We start from the raw sequence: 15,899 nt of genomic DNA on the forward strand, positions 1-15,899 counted from the left end.
ACTCTTCCAGATCCTTCGACTAACAATGCACAAGTTACACAATGCGACAAAGTGTGTAATCAATTGATCTGGGAGGGTCCGATGACCGATCTCGAGGTGCGCCGGCCGAAGTTCGACTTCACCGCGGACGTGCCGTGGAACTGGAACCCGCAGAATCCGGCGTTCTCGTTCTTCATGAACGCGACATCGATGCTGGCCGTAGGGTTCGAGCAGATGATCGTCGCCGCGGTTCAGGAAGCAAAACCGCTGATCACCGATCCCGCCGTCGCCGCCGAGGCGACGGCCTTCCTGCGTCAGGAAGCCCAGCACTCCAGCACCCACCGCAAGCACGTCACGGCGCTGATCAAGAGCTATCCCGGACTGCAGCAGACCTTCGACGCCGTGACGGCCAGCTTCGACCGGGTCACCGCCACCACGCCGCTGGAGTTCCGGCTGGCCTATGTCGCCGACCTCGAGGCGACCTTCACGCCGAGCTTCAAGATGATGCTGGACAACGACGACGCGCTGTTCCGGCCGGGCGACGAACGCGTCGCCTCGCTACTGGTATGGCACTTCGTCGAAGAGGTGGAGCACCGCAGTTCGGCGCTGGTCATCTACGACGCCGTCGTGGGCAGCAGTTGGTACCGGCTGCGGGCGCTACCCGGGGTGGTCAAGCACATGATCGGGGTGCTGGCCATCATCGCCGACGGCGCCAACGCGCACATCCCCGAGGAGGAGCGGCAGGTGGACGCCCGCACGCTGCTGCCGGCCTACGGGATGCGCCAGGCACTGCGACAGAAACTCGGGCGGGCAGGCGGTGGGCCGGGAACTGCCTTCGCCGCCGTGCCGCGGAGGCAACGGATGGTCGCCGCCGGCCGGGTGTTGCTCAGCCAGACACCGTTTCACAACCCGGAGCGTGAACCGTTGCCGGAACTCGCGGACCGCTGGTTCCGGCGGTGGGACGACGGCGGCGACGTCACCCGGTGGTACACGGCCGAGGCGGTGCGCTGATGTCGCAGTGCAATGCGATATTCGACGAGATAGCGCATCGGGTGGGAGATTTCACCTGCCGTGGTGCACCCGCGGTGGTGCACCTGCGCAATCCGTTCGCGCTGTCGAACTCGACGTTGCCGGTGCTCGAGTTGATGATGGTGGCCGGCGCGGTGTTCGCGTTGTGGTGGGCGATCCGCCGGCTGCGCCGCGACGGCGACGCCACCAATCTGGTGCTGTGGTTCGCGTCCGGCTTGTACCTGCTGGCGATCGAGATACCGCTGTACTTCCCCGATGTCTTCGGGGTGCAGGATCACGTCGGAGTGGTGTTCGCGCACAACGTGTTCACGGTGCAGTTCCTGTTCGAGCGACTCCCGCTGTACATCGTGGCGCTCTATCCCGCGCTGGCGACGCTGGCGTATGAGATCGTGCGCGCGTTCGGGGTGTTCCGCGACCGTGGCGTCGTGGTGGGAGCGGTCTGCGTCGGCTTCGTGCACCACTGCTTCTACGAGGTGTTCGATCAGCTGGGTCCGCAACTGCGTTGGTGGGCCTGGAACACCGACAACAATCTGAACCACCCGATGCTGGCCTCGGTACCGATGACCAGCGTGGTGATCTTCGCGGCGCTCGGACCCGGAGTGCTGGTGCTGCTCGTCACCCGCCTGGTGCGGGCCGGGCGGACGTACTCGGTACCAGACCTGTTGTGGTGCACGGTGATTGCCGGTGCCCTGGTACCCATCGGTGTCGCCGTCTTGAGCATCCCGTTCTCACTGTTCGGCGGGGAGCGGCCGAACGTCACCGCGCAGGCCGTGGTGTTCGCCCTCGAACTGGTGGCGATCGCGGCGGTCGCCATCCCGGTTCTGCTCAGGCAGTGGCGGGCGGGCCGCGCCGAGTCGAATCGTTTCGTGGCGGTGTTCGGGCCGGTCTACCTCGGGGTGCTGACTCTGTTGTGGCTGACCGCGCTGCCTGCCTACTTCGCGGCCGTCGACGGTGTCACCGCAGACGGCACGCCGGTCGGCAATCTGGCGTACGCCGCGGTGTCGCTGGTGCTGGCGGCGTCGTGTGTGGCCGGCGTGGGTTTCTCAGCCGCCCACCATGATCAGGCCGCCGTCGACCGGAATCAGCTGCCCGGTGATGAAACCGGCGCCCGCACTGCACAGGAACACCAGGGCGGGACCTAACTGGTCCGCCGGATCGCCGAGTTTTCCGCCCAGCGGGATCGTCGATTTCAACTGTTGGTCGATGAATTTCGCGACGTCCGGGCCGAGGAAGTCCCGCAGGCGTTCGGCCCCCGGCGTCTCCACCGCCGGAGCCAGCGCATTCACGGTGACGCGGTCGGCGGCCCAGGCTTTGGCGGCCGACCGCGTCCACGCCTGCACCGCGCCCTTGCTGGCGGCGTAGGCGGCCGAGATCGGGCTGCCCATGACGGCTTCCGCTGACCCGAAATTGATGATGGCACCGCCCTTTTCGCGCAGGACGGCGTGGGCCGCCTGATTGGTCAGGATGGTGGCTCGGACGTTGGTGGCCAGTAGTGAGTCGATCTGGTCGGCGGTGATGTGACCGGGTACGCCGGCCTGCCACAACCCGGCGGCGTTCACCAGGACGTCGAGGCCGCCCAGCGCGTCGACCGCCGCATCGACCGCGTGCTGCACCGACTCAGGATCGCGGGCGTCACACCGCAACCAGGTCGCGGCCAGGCCCTCGGGCGGTGGCGTGGAGTGATAGGTGGCGGCCACCCGTGCGCCGGCGTCGCCGAGGACATGAACCGCCGCCGCGCCGATCCCGGTCGCCGCGCCGGTCACCAGGATGCGCCGACCTGCAAGGGCTGCCATGGCGGTCACGGTAAGCCTTACTGGTTAGCCTGTCAAAGGATTCGCGGTAATGTCTCGCCGATGACGGTGTTCGATGACGGCATTGCACTGGAAGCTCTGGATGAGGACCGGTTACGCGGGCGGACGGTCCCGGAATGGGCGAACATGGTCGGCCCGTTCGGTGGCATCACCGCGGCCACCATGCTCCGGGCCATCGAACTCCAGCCCGACGTGCACGGATTTCCCGTCGCGCTCACGGTGAACTATCTGGCGCCGATCGTGGACGGGGGCTTCGACGTCCAGGCGCGAGCCGTGCGCACCAACCGGTCCAATCAGCATTGGTACGTCGAGCTGAGTCAGGGCGGCGAGGTGAAGACCACGGCCACTGCGGTGTTCGCCGTGCGCCGCGAGACGTGGGCCGATACCGAGTTGGCGCCGCCGGTGGTGCCGTCGCCGGACGAGATCGGTGTAGGCGCGAATCCGCTGGGTGTGGTGTGGCTGGGCAATTACGACATCCGCTTCGTCGAAGGCGCCATCCCGGCTACCGACCCAGCACCGTCGCCGTCCTCGCAGACCGTCATGTGGGTCAGGGACAAGCCGGCGCGGGGACTGGATTTCGCGTCCCTGAGCGCGGTGTGCGACATCTTCTATCCGCGGGTCTATCTACGGCGCGGCCAGCTGATGCCGGCCGGCACCATCTCATTCACCGTCTACTTCCATGCCGACGAGGCTGAACTCGCGGCTCAGGGTGACGACTTCGTGCTGGGTGTGGCCCGAGCTCAGCGATTCGGTGCCGGGCACTTCGATCAGACGGCGCAGATCTGGAGCCGGACGGGCGGCCTGCTGGCCACGACGCATCAGTTGGTCTATTACAAGGGCTGAACGGGCCGGCTGAACCGAAAAAAGCCTGACCGGCGAGTCGGGTGACTCGCCAGCCAGGCTTCTGACGTTGAAGTTAGTGGGCGTGCTTGCGGTGACGGCGAACGAGAGCGGTCAACCAGCGAACGTCGAGCAACATGTGATCCGCCTTTCTTTGTTATGCGGTCTTGTGAAGCAGCGGGAGCAGACGCCGGCGGGCAAGGGTGCCCTCGGCGAAGTGATGCAGCGCCTCGGGCACCGATGCGGTGATCGGGAAGGCGTCGTCGAGCATTTCCAGGATGTCGAGAACCTGCGGGCTGGCGACCAGCGCCCATTCGACCCCGGCCAGGTCGCACTCGTCATCGAGTCCGTAGAGCAGGGATACGCCGCGGGCGGACAGTCCCGTCACGCCGCTCAGGTCGAGGACAAAAGGCTTCTCGGTGAGAACCATCTGCCGGACCCGGTGGGTGAGGTGGTCGAAGTTGGCGTCGTCGATGACTCCCGTGAGCGTCGCAACGGTCGCCAGATGGCGGCACTGTGCACGCAGCTGGGCACCGTCACAGTCGACCGCCGGGTTGCCGTAGCGGAATGCGATCGTCATGTAATGCCTCCCTTCGATGTGTGGAACTAACACTGAAGTTATCGGCCGAATTTAAGGTACCTGGGAGTACGCATTAATACTTTGCTAAGACTTACGCCTGAAATGCGCGTAAGGGTTTGCTGAGAGTTTTCAATTGTGTTGCTGCGCAACATATTTCATATTGCTTAAGATTAGTCCTCAGTAATTGACGTCAACTTACTGTTGAGTAGCCTCAAATTGCGCTCAGCGTTGAAACTGTCCGCCGCGGTACCCGTCCCACGGCGAATAGTCGGCGATCAGCGGCTCCTGCGGGGGGCGTTCCTGCTCGGGCACGTGCTGGAGATTGACCCGTACCCGGTACCAGATCGAGCTCGGTCCGCGCATCCCGTCGACCAGCACATCCACCGGTGTCAGCAGGTCGGCCGCCGCCCGATGACGGCCACGCCAGACGTCCAGCGCCGCCATCGCCTCGTCGCGGGTCTTGGTCCGCGCGACCTCGATGAGCGGCATGGTCATCGTCCGCTTGCCGGTGCCCTTCGGGGGTTTCTCGGCCGGCCCCATCTCCTTGGCCAGCGCCAGCAGCGGTTCCAGGCCGCCGGGGGCGTCGTCCATGTTTTCCCAGGGATCGCCGATCGTGGCGAACCGCGCGGGGACGGTGGCGACGGTGAACGCCTCGGCCCGGCAGTCCGGCACCTCGTCCCAGTGCAGTGGGGTGGACACCCGGGCGTCCGGGGTCGCCCGCACCGAGTACGCCGAGGCGACGGTGCGGTCCTTCGCGTTCTGGTTGAAGTCGACGAACACCCGCTCGCCGCGCTCTTCCTTCCACCAGCGTGCGGTGGCGAGATGCGCCGCCCTGCGTTCGACCTCTCGCGCCACCGTCTCGGCGGCCAACCGGACCTGCTTGAACGGCCAGTGCGGATGGATGCGTGCATAGATGTGGAATCCCCGCGACCCGGACGTCTTCGGCCAGGCGGTCAGCCCATGGTCGTCGAGCACCTCGCGGGCCACCTGCGCCACGGCCAGGATCTGCTGCCAGTCCACCCCGGGCATGGGGTCCAGATCGACCCGAAGTTCGTCGGGATGGTCCAGGTCAGCGGCCCGCACCGGGTGCGGGTTCAGGTCGACACAGCCGAGGTTGACGGCCCAGACCAGGCCCGCCGGATCGGTGAGCACTGCCTCCTTGGCCGACGTACCCGAGGCGTACTTGAGCTCGGCGACGCTGATCCAGTCCGGCCGTTTCTCCGGCGCGCGCTTCTGGAAGATCGCCTCCTGTGAGATGCCCTTGACGAAGCGCTTCAGGATCATCGGCCGGTCCGCGACACCACGCAGCGCGCCACCGGCGACGGCGAGGTAATAGTCGATCAGGTCCCTCTTGGTCACTCCCGCGTCGGGGAAGACCACCTTGCCGGGATTGCTGATCGGTACCTGCCGGCCGCCCACATCCAGTGAGACCGCGTCGGCCATGGAGCCCATGGTAGTTACCGGCCCGGGTGCGACGTGTGTCACATAGTGTGGCCGTATGCCCAGTCTCTTCGACCTGCCCGTGCAGGCGGCGGCGAAAGCCCAGCAATACTTCGACCGTGGCTCGGCCGAGCTGCACTACGCCCGCAAGATGTTCGAGGCGGGCGCGTTCAAGCTCGAGCCACCACAGAATTTCGTCGCCATGCTCGCCGACATCCGGCGCTGGGGCGAGTTCGGCATGATCCCGGCGCTCAACGCGCGCCGCTACCCGGACCGGACCGCCGTCATCGACGACGACGGTGAAATCACCTTCGCCGAACTGGATCAGGCCGCGCACGCCGTGGCCAACGGGCTGCGCAACAAGGGCGTCCGCGGCGGTGACGGTGTCGCGCTGCTGATCCGCAATCACCGCTGGTTCCTCATCGCCGTCTACGGCGCGGCCCGGGTCGGGGCCCGGATCATCCTGCTCAACAGCGAGTTCTCCGGTCCGCAGATCAAAGAGGTGTCCGAGCGTGAGGGCGCCAAGCTGGTCATCTACGACGACGAGTACACCGCCGCCGTGGCGCAGGCGGACCCCCCGCTGGGCAAGCTGCGCGCCCTGGCCACGAATCCGGACAAGCCGGATGAGCCGTCGGGCACCGACGACACCCTCGCCGACCTCATCAAGCACAGCAGCAAGCAGCCCGCGCCGAAGGCCTCCAAGCACTCGTCGGTGATCATCCTGACCAGCGGCACCACCGGTACCCCCAAGGGCGCCAATCGCAGCACCCCGCCGTCGCTCGCACCGATCGGCGGCGTGCTGTCGCACGTGCCGTTCAAATCCGGTGAGGTGACCTCGCTGCCGGCGCCGATGTTCCACGCGCTGGGCTTCCTGCACGCCACCATCGCGATGATGCTGGGCACCACCCTGGTGCTGCGCAGGCGCTTCAAGCCGGCGACCGTGCTGGCCGACGTCGAGAAGCACAAGGTGACCGCGATCGTCGTGGTGCCGGTGATGCTGTCCCGCACGCTCGACGAACTGGAGAAGACCCAGCAGAAGCCGAACCTGTCCAGCCTGCGGATCGTGTTCGTGTCCGGCTCGCAGTTGGGCGCCGAACTGGCCACCCGCGCGCTCAAGGATCTGGGCCCGGTGGTCTACAACCTGTACGGCTCGACCGAGATCGCGTTCGCCTCCATCGCCCGGCCCAAGGACCTGTCCAAGAATCCGGCGACGGTGGGCCCGCCGGTCAAGGGCATCACCGTGAAGATCTTGGACGACAACGGAACCGAGCTTCCGCAGGGTGAGGTGGGGCGGATCTTCGTACGCAACACGTTCCCGTTCGAGGGCTACACCGGTGGCGGTGGCAAGCAGATCATCGACGGCATGCTGTCCTCGGGCGACGTCGGCTACTTCGATGAGAGCGGTCTGCTGTTCGTGTCGGGCCGCGACGACGAGATGATCGTCTGCGGCGGTGAGAACGTCTTCCCCGCCGAGGTCGAGGATCTCATCAGCGGACACCCCGAGGTGGTCGAGGCGACCGCGCTGGGCGTGGAGGACAAGGAATGGGGCCACCGGCTGCGTGCTTTCGTCGTGAAGACCGAGGGCGCGTCCGTCGACGAAGAGGCGATCAAGACCTACGTCAAGGAGAACCTGGCCCGCTACAAGGTGCCGCGCGAGGTGGTCTTCCTCGACGAACTCCCGCGTAACCCGACGGGAAAGATCCTCAAACGCGAGCTGCGCGAACTCTGAGTCCGGAATAGATGGGCCGGCCGGAGGGTAGTTATAGCTCGTGAATATCGACCTCTCCGGAAAGACGGCACTCGTCACGGGTTCCACTCAGGGCATCGGGCTGGCCATCGCGCAGGGCTTGGCCGGCAGCGGCGCGCGGGTGGCGGTCAACGGCCGCACCGCATCCCGCGTCGACGAAGCGGTGGCCACCCTCGGCGGTGACGCGTTCGGGGTGGCCGCCGACGTCAGTACCGCCGAGGGCGCGGCCGAGCTGCTGGCCGTCCTGCCCGAGGTGGACATCCTGGTCAACAATCTCGGCATCTTCGGTGCGGTGCCGGCCCGCGAGGTCACCGACGAGCTGTGGCGCAGCTACTTCGAGGTGAATGTCCTTGCCGCGGTGCGCCTTATCCGCGCCTACCTGCCGGGCATGACGGACCGTGGCTGGGGCCGGGCGATCCAGATCGCCAGCGACTCCGCCATCGTCATCCCCGAGGAGATGATCCACTACGGCGTCTCCAAGACCGCGCTGCTGGCCGTATCGCGCGGGTTCGCGAAGGATGCCGCGGGCACCGGGGTGACCGTGAACTCGGTGATCGCCGGGCCGACGCACACCGCGGGCGTCGAGGACTTCGTCTACGAGCTGGTCGACAAGAATCTGCCGTGGGACGAGGCCCAGCGCGAGTTCATGCGCAAGCACCGCCCGCAATCCCTGCTGCAGCGGCTCATCGAGCCGGATGAGATCGCCAACATGGTGACCTATCTCGCATCACCGCTGGCGTCGGCCACCACCGGCGGCGCGTTGCGCGTCGACGGCGGCTACGTGGACTCGATTCTCCCTTAGTTCGCCGAAACTACGTTTTGTGGCGTGATTTTCGTCAATCCGCGACACAAACCGTAGTCTCGGCGCTATGGATTACGGGTCGCGGGGCAGGCCCAGCAGGCGCTCGGCGATGATGTTCAGCTGCACCTCGGTGGTACCGCCGTAGATCGTCGTCGCCCGGCTGAACAACAGGTAGTCGGCCCACGTGCCGGTGATCTGTTCCTTGTCACCGACCGCGCCGTCGGTGCCGAAGGAGGACACCCCGAACTCGGCGTAACCCTGTCCGGTCTTCATCGACAACAACTTCGAGATGGCGGCGGCGGGCATCGGGTCCCCGCCGGCCAGCGTCAGCAGCGTCGAGCGCAGGTTGAGCACCTTGGCCGCGTAGCCCTCCGCGATGAGCTTGCCCGCGTGATTCTGCTCGATCTGATCGAACTGGCCCTCGCCGATGAACTTCACGAACTGGTCCAGGCTGGCCAGGAACGGCGGCTCGCCGCTGCCGATCGACACCCGCTCATTGGTCAGGGTGTTGCGGCTGACCTCCCAGCCGCGGTCCACCTCGCCCAGCACCATCGAATCCGGCACGAACACGTCGTCGATGAACACGGTGTTGAACATCGCGTCACCGGTGAGCTCGCGCAGCGGTTTGACTTCCACCCCAGGCGATTTCATGTCCAGCAGGAAGTAGGTGATGCCGTTGTGCTTGGGGGCGCTCGGGTCCGTGCGGGCCAGCAGCGCGCCCCACTGCGAGTACTGCGCACCCGTGGTCCAGATCTTCTGTCCCGTGATCCGCCACCCACCGTCGACCTTGGTGGCCTTGGTGCTCAGGCTGGCCAGATCCGAACCGGCGCCGGGCTCGGAAAACAGCTGGCACCAGATCATCTCACCGCGGAAGGTGGGTGAGAGGAACTGCTGCTGCTGTTCATCGGTGCCGTAGGCGACGATCGACGGGATGATCCACGCGGCGATCCCCATGTTGGGGCGGGCGACCTTTCCGGTGCTGAACTCTTGCGCGGTGATGATCTGCTCGATGGGGCCGGCGTTGCGTCCCCACGGCGTGGGCAGGTGCGGCTGCACCCAGCCGCCCTCGGCGATCGCGGCGTTACGTTCTTCGCGCGGAATGGCTTTCAGCGCGGCGACCTCGGCGCGGATCTCCTCGCGGAGCTTCTCGGTGTCCGGATCGAGGTCGATGTCGAGGTCGCGCAGACCGGTATTGGTGGCGGTGTCCACGACCAACTGCGGGTAGTCGGCGGCCCGGCCGAAGCTGGCCGCCAGCACGAGCGCACGACGGTAGTAGATGTTGGCGTCGTGCTCCCAGGTGAAGCCGATGCCACCGTGCACCTGGATGCACTCCTGGGCGCAGTGCTGCGTCGCCACCGGTGCCAGCGTGCCGGCGACGGCGGCGGCGAACTCGAAGTGGCTGTCGTCGTCGCCATTTCGGTACTCGTCGAGGGCGCGCGAGGCGTCCCACACCGCAGCGGTGGCCCGCTCGGTTTCGGCGATCATGCCGGAGCACTTGTGCTTGATGGCCTGGAACTGGCCGATGGGACGGCCGAACTGTTCGCGGATCTTCGCGTACTCGGTGGCGGTGTCGGTGGCCCAGCGGGCGACGCCGACGCTCTCGGCCGAGAGCAGCGTGGTGATGAGCGCGCGGGCGTGCGCGCGGGGGAGGTTGGACAGCACGCGGTCCAGACCGACCTCGACGGCGTTGGCCCGCACATGGGCCAGCGGGCGCAGCGGGTCGACGCTGGTCACCGGCTCGATTTCCAGCGTGTCGGCGTCCAGCACCACCCATTGCACGCTGCTTGCCTCACCCAGGCCGGACACCGGGAGCACCAGCAGTGACGCCTGCGCTGCGGCGGGCACGGCACGCACCTCACCGCGGATGACGAGGGTGTCGTCCTGGCGGGTGGCGGTCAGCCCGGAGTCGATGGCGTAGGCGGCGATGGTGTCACCGGCGGCCAGGCCTTCCAGCAGTGCGGATTTCGGATCGTTGGCGGAGATCAGCGCGCTGGCGATGGCCGAGGGGACGAAGGGTCCCGGTACGGCGCCGTAACCGAACTCGGCGAGGGTGATCGCCAGTTCGAGGATGCCGAAGCCTTGGCCGCCGACCTCTTCGGCGAGGTGTACGCCCTGCAGGCCCTGTTCGGCCGCCGCCTTCCAGTAGCTCGGCGGATTGGAGATCGGGGTCTCCAGCGCTTCGTGCAGCACCTCGGCGGGGGCCACCTTGGCCACCAGGGACCGGACCGAATCGGCCAGGTCGTTGTGCTCAGGATTGATCGCGATAGGCATATGCGCCCTTCCCTATTAACCGGTCGGTTGGGAACGAGGGTACCCCTGACGTGACCCGCGCCACTGAGAGGGGGCTATCTGACTTCGTTAACCAGGTGGGCCAGCGACGCACCGTCCCGGAGCCGGCGGCAGTTGTCGACGGCCATCTCCAGATATCGACGCATGGTGTCCACGGTGTACCAGGTGACGTGGGGGGTGACCACGACGTTGTCGAGGCTGAGCAGGGGAGTGCCGGGCGGCACCGGTTCGGTTTCGAAGACGTCCAGCCCGGCTGCGGCCAGGTGGCCGGACCGCAGCACGTCGACCAGGGCCGTTTCGTCGACGATCGGCCCACGCGACGTGTTCACCAGGACCGCACCGGGTTTCATCGCGGCCAGTTCGCTGGGGCCGAGCAGGTGATGGGTGTGCTCGTTCAGCGGCAGGTGCAGCGAGACGATGTCGGCGGCCGCCAGCAGGTCGGGCAGCGAGCGCCAGCCGGGTGTCCCGTCGTCGCGTGTGCTGGTGTGCACGACCTTGGCAGCCGGAGTGCCCATGGCCAGCACGATTCTTTCGACCTGCTTGGCGATGTTGCCGTAACCCACCAGGCCGACGGTGCAACCGCCGATGTCGCGCACCGTTTCACCCAGATCGGGATCCGACGGCCACCCGCGGCCCTCCCGGGTGGCGCGGTCCAGTTGGGGCAGCCGGCGCAGCGCCGCCAGGATGAGCAGCAGGGTGCCCTCGGCGACCGACGGCGCATTGGCGCCCGGCATGTTGGCCACCGCGATACCGCGCCGGGTGGCGGTGGTGACGTCGATCGTGTTCACCCCGGCGCCCAGTTTGTGCACCAGCTTCGCGTTCGCGGCCCGGTCCAGTTCGGCACCCGAGAGCGGCCGCAGCACATGCCAGATCACCTCGGCGTCGGGGAGTTCGCGGTAGAAGGTCTCGTCGTCGTCCTCGGCGCACCACCGGATGTCGAGCCAATCAGACTCCGGTGCAACGAAATCCAGGACCTTCGCGCCGGGCGTGAAGTGCGCGAGAACCCTTACTTCCACCGTTTGGCGATCCATTTGGCGATGGTATCGGCCTGCTCACTACGCGCACCCGGAGTGGTGAAGTAATGATCGGTGTCGATGGAGCACACCGTCTTGTCCGTCGACGCGAGTGCGGCGTGGATACGTTGGGCGTCCGACGGGAACACGCCGGTGTCCTGGTCGGCGTTGATCACCAGGGCCGGGCAGTCGATCAGTGCCAGATGCGGTTCGGCCCGGGTCTGGGCGTACCGCAGGCTCCACATGCCGAGCCAGCTGCGCAGCGTGCAGGCCGCGGCGATCCCGCGGGCAGATCGGTTGGCGTGCATCGGAGTTCCCGCGTAGCACAGGTTGCCCTGCCGTTTGGTGGGCTCCAGGGTGGGGTCGACCATCCGGGGGTCGGCCCAGGTGCGCAGCACGGTGAAGGGACGGTCGGAGTAACCGGCCGCGCGTACCCGTTCCAGTTCGGCTTCTGCCCAGTCGGTGATGGCCTCGTTGCGGGCGATCTGGGCGGCCCGGTAGCGGGCGAGGAAGTCCGCGCAGTAGGGAGGACCGTTCTTCTCCTCGAACAGATCCAGCGCGGCGTCGGTCGCCACCGCGTCGTTCTCGTCGATCACCGCGGCGTCCATCCATGCGGTGAGCACATCCGGGCGCCCCGGGTGTGCGGCACTGGCGACGTAGCCGTCGGCGGGGGGCAGATCGGCCAACCCGGCCGCGGGCCGCATCCCGTCGAGGGTGGGCCGGACATGGTTGTGCAGCGCCTGTGCTTGATACGCCGACATCAGCGATCCGCCGCCGGAATTGCCGAGCAGGATCACGGTTTCGATGCCCTGCACCTCGCGCAGCCAGCGGACTCCCACCCCGATGTCGACCAGGGCGTGGTCCAGCAGGAAGCTGCTCTCGAATCCCCGGAACCGGGTGTTCCAGCCGAGGAAGCCGATACCGCGGGTGGCCATGTAGTCGGCGAGGTAGTGCTCGGAGAAATCGATCTGATAGTGCGTGGCGATCATCGCGATCTTGGGCTTTCGCCCGACGCCGCGGTGGTAGAGGCCCTGGCAGGGGTGGCCACCGGCACCCGCGCGCAGGGCGGTCGGTGAGTCCAGTCCCACGAACTCGCGGGTGACGCCGGCGGCAGCACTCTTGCTCATGGTGCGGCAGCCTCCTTGTGGTAGATCGTTCGGTAGAAGATGTTGGCCAGGGTGGTGATACAGGCGCCGTCGTCCGCGGTGCCGGCGCCGTTGCCGGACAGCTTGGTGTAGCAGAACTGATTGAGCATCGACACCAGCGCCACCGCCACCAGGCTGGGATCGTCGTCGGCGCAGAACCCTTGCTGCTGAGCGTCTTCGACCATGGCGGTGACCAGGCTGATGGGCAGGGCGCAGATGTCCGCCCAGTACTGCGCGAAGTCGTCGCTGATCATGGCCAGCTGCGAAACGCTGATGATCTCGGCGAGCCGGTGCCGGTAGGTGTGCCAGTGGGCCGCCGCGGCGGCGTGCGCCCGTTCGGCATTGGTCAGACCGGGTTCGGCGGCGGCGCGGGCCCGGACGCGGGCCTCGTCGCGGAATCGCAGGGCCCAGTCCCGGACCATCGCCTCCTTGGAGTCGTAGTAGTTGTAGAACGACGCCGTGGAACGGCCGGCTTCGGCGGCGATGTCCGCGACCGTGGCGGCAAGAATTCCCTTGCGCGCGATGACATTCCGCGCGGCGCTGTCCAGAGCGGCCTGGGTCTGGCGGCCGCGGACGGTCGGGAGTTGAACGCGTGCGGTCTCGATGCTCCTGGCCTCCCGTCGCAGCATTGATCGAATCTGAATCTGATGTTAGGTTCAGATTCGCATCTGCGCCAGAGGGAGGGGTCATCATGATCAGGCCGGACAATCCCAACACCGAGTTCGCGCTCGGCGGCATCAACCACGTCGCGCTGGTGTCCTCGGACATGGCGCGCACCGTCGACTTCTACTCCGGCGTGCTCGGTATGCCGCTGATCAAGGCGATCGATCTGCCCGGCGGCATGGGCCAGCACTTCTTCTTCGACGCCGGCCACGGTGACTGCGTGGCGTTCTTCTGGTTCACCGACGCGCCCGACGGCGTGCCCGGCATCTCCGCACCGATCGCCCTGCCCGGCCTCGGCGAGATCACCAGCGCCGTGTCCACCATGAACCACCTGGCCTTTCACGTGCCGCCGGAGAAGTTCGACGAGTACCGGGAGAAGCTGAAGGCGAAGGGTATTCGCGTCGGGCCGGTGCTCAATCACGACGAGAGCGAATGGCAGGCGTCGCCGACCCTGCACCCCGGCGTCTACGTGCGGTCCTTCTATTTCCAGGACCCCGACGGCATCACCCTCGAATTCGCCTGCTGGATCAAGGACTTCAACCCGGACGAGGCGAAGGTGGCACCCCGGACCGCGGCCGACCGCCACGTCAAGGTGTAGCGCGCCCCCTACCCGCGAACGTTGATTACCGCTCGAAGGCACCCGCGTGTCTTCGAGCGGTAATCAACGTTCGCGGGAGATAGCTCAGTACAGCCGGGGGTCGGCAAACCCGTCGAGCAGCGTCGTCAACTGGTCGATCAGCTCGTCGCGACCGAACTCGATGGTGCCCGTCAACCATGCGTTGATGGTCTGACTGACGCCGCCGACCACGAAATGGGCCACGGCCTTGATATGCGGGTTCTCCGCACGTTGCAGCGCAGCCTGCAGGTGCTGGCCGGCCAGGATCGCGAACACCCCGCCCAGGTCGGCCCGCTTGCGCATCACCACCGCATTGGACAGATGCGGATCGAACAGCAACCGCCCGACCCGGGTGTCCTCGCCGACGGTCTGCACCAGGTTGGTGATGCCGGCGCGGTTCTGCTCGGCGAACGGGACGGCCGCCACGGCGGCCTGGGTCGTCGTCGCGACCTCGGTGATCACCGAGTCGAACACCGCCGCGACGAACTCGTCCTTGTCGGTGAACGCTTCGTAGAAGTGCCGGGTGGCCACCCCGGACTGCCGGCAGATGGCGCGGACGGTGAGCTCCTCGGTGCTGCCGCCGAGCAGGTCGAGGCCGGCCTCGATGAAGCGGCGGCGCCGGTCGGCCATTCGCTGCGGCGCCTCGACGCCGCGATACGGCCTGACCTGCGTCATGCTGCCATCTTGACACCTGTCCAGTACGGAAGGCAAGATCAGGAAACTTTCGTTCTCACTTTTGCGCACACGCTCTGTAGGGGTAATCAATGACGATCGCCGAACGTCCCATCAACGAGACCGCGCTCCTCCCGGTGCGCAAGGCCCGGTGGGGGGCCAGCGTCGACGACGGCCTGATGGGCGTGGCATTGCTGGCGGGTCCGGCCAACGTGATCATGCAGCTGGCCCGGCCCGGCGTGGGATACGGCGTCGTCGAGAGCAAGGTCGAGAGCGGACGGACCGACCTGCATCCGGTCAAGCGGGCTCGCACCACCTTCACCTATCTCGCGGTGGCCGGGCGTGGCACCGATGCGCAGAAGGCCGCCTTCCGCCGTGCGGTCAACGGAGCGCACGCCCAGGTGCACTCGACCGACGAAAGTCCGGTCAAATACAACGCTTTCGACAAGAACCTGCAGTTGTGGGTCGCGGCGTGTCTCTACAAGGGCGCGGTCGACATCTACCGGCTGTTCATCGGCGAGATGGACGAAGAGACGGCCGACCAGCACTACCGCGACGGCATCACGCTCGGCACCACCCTGCAGGTCACGCCCGAGATGTGGCCGGCCGACCGCGCGGCGTTCGACAAATACTGGGACGAGTCGCTGGATCAGGTGCACATCGACGACACGGTGCGCGACTACCTCTACCCGATCGCGGTGGCGCGGGTGCGGGGCGTGCGGTTGCCGGGACCGCTGCAGCGCCGCTCCGAGTATTGGGCCGGACTCGTCACGACGGGCTTCCTGCCGCAGCGTTTTCGCGACGAGATGCGCCTGCCCTGGGATGCGCGCCGGCAACGTCAGTTCGACCGGTTGATGAAGGTTTTGCGCGTCGCGAACAACGCGGCGCCCGGCTTCGTCCGGAAGTTCCCGTTCAACGTCTTGCTCAAAGACCTGGACTGGCGCATCCGGACGGGCCGTCCGCTGGTGTGACTGCATACGCGGTGACCATGTTTGCTGCATGACGTCGTGCCACTCGATGAGTGGCCGTCTTCGCTGTACCCGAAAGCCCGCTGCCAGCGAAGTTACGCCTTCGCGCGCGCGTCATCCTTGCCCAACTCTGCTCGCCGTCGATTCGCCCAGCTAGGGCGGCGAGCCCCCGCCTCCGGTGACTGGTGTCACTGGCGCAGCCGTCGCGCAACGTCTCGACAGTTAGTTAATGCAATGCTAACTTCACCCGAGTTAGCATAGGCAAACTTAAGGAGACGGCAGGCGGCTTTGCGCCCCTGCGCGAA

At 66.8% G+C, this 15,899-nt stretch carries 15 protein-coding genes; 7 read left to right on the forward strand and 8 right to left on the reverse strand.

The window, feature by feature from the left end:
- Positions 1 to 81 precede the first annotated feature (81 nt).
- Together AC1DY7_RS25890 and AC1DY7_RS25895 are read left to right on the forward strand one after the other, a co-directional pair.
- On the forward strand, positions 82 to 990 hold the full coding sequence (locus AC1DY7_RS25890) for a metal-dependent hydrolase (protein ID WP_477496604.1): 909 nt from the start codon (positions 82 to 84) through the stop codon (positions 988 to 990).
- Entirely contained in the window at positions 990 to 2,150 is a 1,161-nt protein-coding gene (locus AC1DY7_RS25895; RefSeq protein WP_477496605.1) for a hypothetical protein, read from the forward strand. Before AC1DY7_RS25890 ends, AC1DY7_RS25895 begins: the two co-directional genes overlap by 1 nt.
- On the opposite strand, the gene AC1DY7_RS25900 is transcribed toward AC1DY7_RS25895, so the two are convergent.
- The gene (locus AC1DY7_RS25900) at positions 2,052 to 2,801 is read right to left on the reverse strand and encodes an SDR family NAD(P)-dependent oxidoreductase (RefSeq protein WP_477496606.1); all 750 of its coding nucleotides are present in this window, start codon (positions 2,799 to 2,801) and stop codon (positions 2,052 to 2,054) included. The genes AC1DY7_RS25895 and AC1DY7_RS25900 overlap by 99 nt on opposite strands.
- A 60-nt stretch (positions 2,802 to 2,861) precedes the next feature.
- On the opposite strand from AC1DY7_RS25900, the gene AC1DY7_RS25905 reads away from it, so the two are divergent.
- Entirely contained in the window at positions 2,862 to 3,662 is an 801-nt protein-coding gene (locus AC1DY7_RS25905; protein WP_477496607.1) for an acyl-CoA thioesterase, read from the forward strand.
- Between the two features lie 154 nt (positions 3,663 to 3,816).
- Here the strand turns inward: AC1DY7_RS25905 and AC1DY7_RS25910 are convergent, their stop codons facing one another.
- Both AC1DY7_RS25910 and AC1DY7_RS25915 read right to left on the reverse strand, forming a co-directional pair.
- Positions 3,817 to 4,239, reverse strand: a complete 423-nt coding sequence (locus AC1DY7_RS25910) for an STAS domain-containing protein (RefSeq protein WP_477496608.1) — start codon at positions 4,237 to 4,239, stop codon at positions 3,817 to 3,819.
- Between the two features lie 222 nt (positions 4,240 to 4,461).
- The gene (locus tag AC1DY7_RS25915) at positions 4,462 to 5,682 is read right to left on the reverse strand and encodes a DNA polymerase domain-containing protein (protein ID WP_477496609.1); all 1,221 of its coding nucleotides are present in this window, start codon (positions 5,680 to 5,682) and stop codon (positions 4,462 to 4,464) included.
- Between the two features lie 55 nt (positions 5,683 to 5,737).
- On the opposite strand from AC1DY7_RS25915, the gene fadD2 reads away from it, so the two are divergent.
- Both fadD2 and AC1DY7_RS25925 read left to right on the forward strand, forming a co-directional pair.
- The gene (fadD2, locus tag AC1DY7_RS25920; protein WP_477496610.1) at positions 5,738 to 7,408 is read left to right on the forward strand and encodes a long-chain-fatty-acid--CoA ligase FadD2; all 1,671 of its coding nucleotides are present in this window, start codon (positions 5,738 to 5,740) and stop codon (positions 7,406 to 7,408) included.
- A 40-nt stretch (positions 7,409 to 7,448) separates the two neighbouring features.
- Positions 7,449 to 8,228, forward strand: a complete 780-nt coding sequence (locus tag AC1DY7_RS25925) for an SDR family NAD(P)-dependent oxidoreductase (RefSeq protein ID WP_477496611.1) — start codon at positions 7,449 to 7,451, stop codon at positions 8,226 to 8,228.
- A gap of 72 nt (positions 8,229 to 8,300) precedes the next feature.
- On the opposite strand, the gene AC1DY7_RS25930 is transcribed toward AC1DY7_RS25925, so the two are convergent.
- The 4 genes from AC1DY7_RS25930 to AC1DY7_RS25945 form a co-directional block, all read right to left on the reverse strand.
- Entirely contained in the window at positions 8,301 to 10,499 is a 2,199-nt protein-coding gene (locus tag AC1DY7_RS25930; RefSeq protein WP_477496612.1) for an acyl-CoA dehydrogenase, read from the reverse strand.
- Between the two features lie 74 nt (positions 10,500 to 10,573).
- A complete protein-coding gene (locus tag AC1DY7_RS25935; protein ID WP_477496613.1) occupies positions 10,574 to 11,548 on the reverse strand; it encodes a 2-hydroxyacid dehydrogenase in 975 nt (324 codons plus the stop codon).
- A complete protein-coding gene (locus AC1DY7_RS25940; protein WP_477496614.1) occupies positions 11,524 to 12,657 on the reverse strand; it encodes an alpha/beta hydrolase family protein in 1,134 nt (377 codons plus the stop codon). Before AC1DY7_RS25940 ends, AC1DY7_RS25935 begins: the two co-directional genes overlap by 25 nt.
- Complete coding sequence (locus AC1DY7_RS25945) at positions 12,654 to 13,304, reverse strand: TetR/AcrR family transcriptional regulator (protein WP_477496615.1); 651 nt, start codon at positions 13,302 to 13,304, stop codon at positions 12,654 to 12,656. Before AC1DY7_RS25945 ends, AC1DY7_RS25940 begins: the two co-directional genes overlap by 4 nt.
- Positions 13,305 to 13,366: 62 nt before the next feature.
- Between AC1DY7_RS25945 and AC1DY7_RS25950 the strand changes: the two genes are divergently transcribed.
- Positions 13,367 to 13,936 carry a VOC family protein gene (locus tag AC1DY7_RS25950; RefSeq protein WP_477496616.1) on the forward strand — a complete coding sequence of 190 codons (570 nt, stop codon included), beginning with the start codon at positions 13,367 to 13,369 and terminating at the stop codon, positions 13,934 to 13,936.
- Positions 13,937 to 14,020: 84 nt separating this feature from the next.
- On the opposite strand, the gene AC1DY7_RS25955 is transcribed toward AC1DY7_RS25950, so the two are convergent.
- Positions 14,021 to 14,629: a TetR/AcrR family transcriptional regulator gene (locus AC1DY7_RS25955; protein ID WP_477496617.1), complete on the reverse strand. Its 609-nt coding sequence runs from the start codon at positions 14,627 to 14,629 to the stop codon at positions 14,021 to 14,023.
- An 89-nt stretch (positions 14,630 to 14,718) separates the two neighbouring features.
- On the opposite strand from AC1DY7_RS25955, the gene AC1DY7_RS25960 reads away from it, so the two are divergent.
- Positions 14,719 to 15,597, forward strand: a complete 879-nt coding sequence (locus AC1DY7_RS25960) for an oxygenase MpaB family protein (RefSeq protein WP_477496618.1) — start codon at positions 14,719 to 14,721, stop codon at positions 15,595 to 15,597.
- Positions 15,598 to 15,899 lie beyond the last annotated feature (302 nt).

Source organism: Mycobacterium sp. P2_H7 (genome assembly GCF_056403275.1).

Coding starts and splice junctions, on each gene's coding strand:
- AC1DY7_RS25940 (WP_477496614.1), bottom strand. CDS start 12,657: ATGAGCAAGAGTGCTGCCGCCGGCGTCACCCGCGAGTTCGTGGGACTG.
- AC1DY7_RS25960 (WP_477496618.1), top strand. CDS start 14,719: ATGACGATCGCCGAACGTCCCATCAACGAGACCGCGCTCCTCCCGGTG.
- AC1DY7_RS25945 (WP_477496615.1), bottom strand. CDS start 13,304: ATGCTGCGACGGGAGGCCAGGAGCATCGAGACCGCACGCGTTCAACTC.
- AC1DY7_RS25895 (WP_477496605.1), top strand. CDS start 990: ATGTCGCAGTGCAATGCGATATTCGACGAGATAGCGCATCGGGTGGGA.
- AC1DY7_RS25950 (WP_477496616.1), top strand. CDS start 13,367: ATGATCAGGCCGGACAATCCCAACACCGAGTTCGCGCTCGGCGGCATC.
- fadD2 (WP_477496610.1), top strand. CDS start 5,738: ATGCCCAGTCTCTTCGACCTGCCCGTGCAGGCGGCGGCGAAAGCCCAG.
- AC1DY7_RS25910 (WP_477496608.1), bottom strand. CDS start 4,239: ATGACGATCGCATTCCGCTACGGCAACCCGGCGGTCGACTGTGACGGT.
- AC1DY7_RS25955 (WP_477496617.1), bottom strand. CDS start 14,629: ATGACGCAGGTCAGGCCGTATCGCGGCGTCGAGGCGCCGCAGCGAATG.
- AC1DY7_RS25915 (WP_477496609.1), bottom strand. CDS start 5,682: ATGGCCGACGCGGTCTCACTGGATGTGGGCGGCCGGCAGGTACCGATC.
- AC1DY7_RS25930 (WP_477496612.1), bottom strand. CDS start 10,499: ATGCCTATCGCGATCAATCCTGAGCACAACGACCTGGCCGATTCGGTC.
- AC1DY7_RS25905 (WP_477496607.1), top strand. CDS start 2,862: ATGACGGTGTTCGATGACGGCATTGCACTGGAAGCTCTGGATGAGGAC.
- AC1DY7_RS25890 (WP_477496604.1), top strand. CDS start 82: ATGACCGATCTCGAGGTGCGCCGGCCGAAGTTCGACTTCACCGCGGAC.
- AC1DY7_RS25900 (WP_477496606.1), bottom strand. CDS start 2,801: ATGGCAGCCCTTGCAGGTCGGCGCATCCTGGTGACCGGCGCGGCGACC.
- AC1DY7_RS25935 (WP_477496613.1), bottom strand. CDS start 11,548: ATGGATCGCCAAACGGTGGAAGTAAGGGTTCTCGCGCACTTCACGCCC.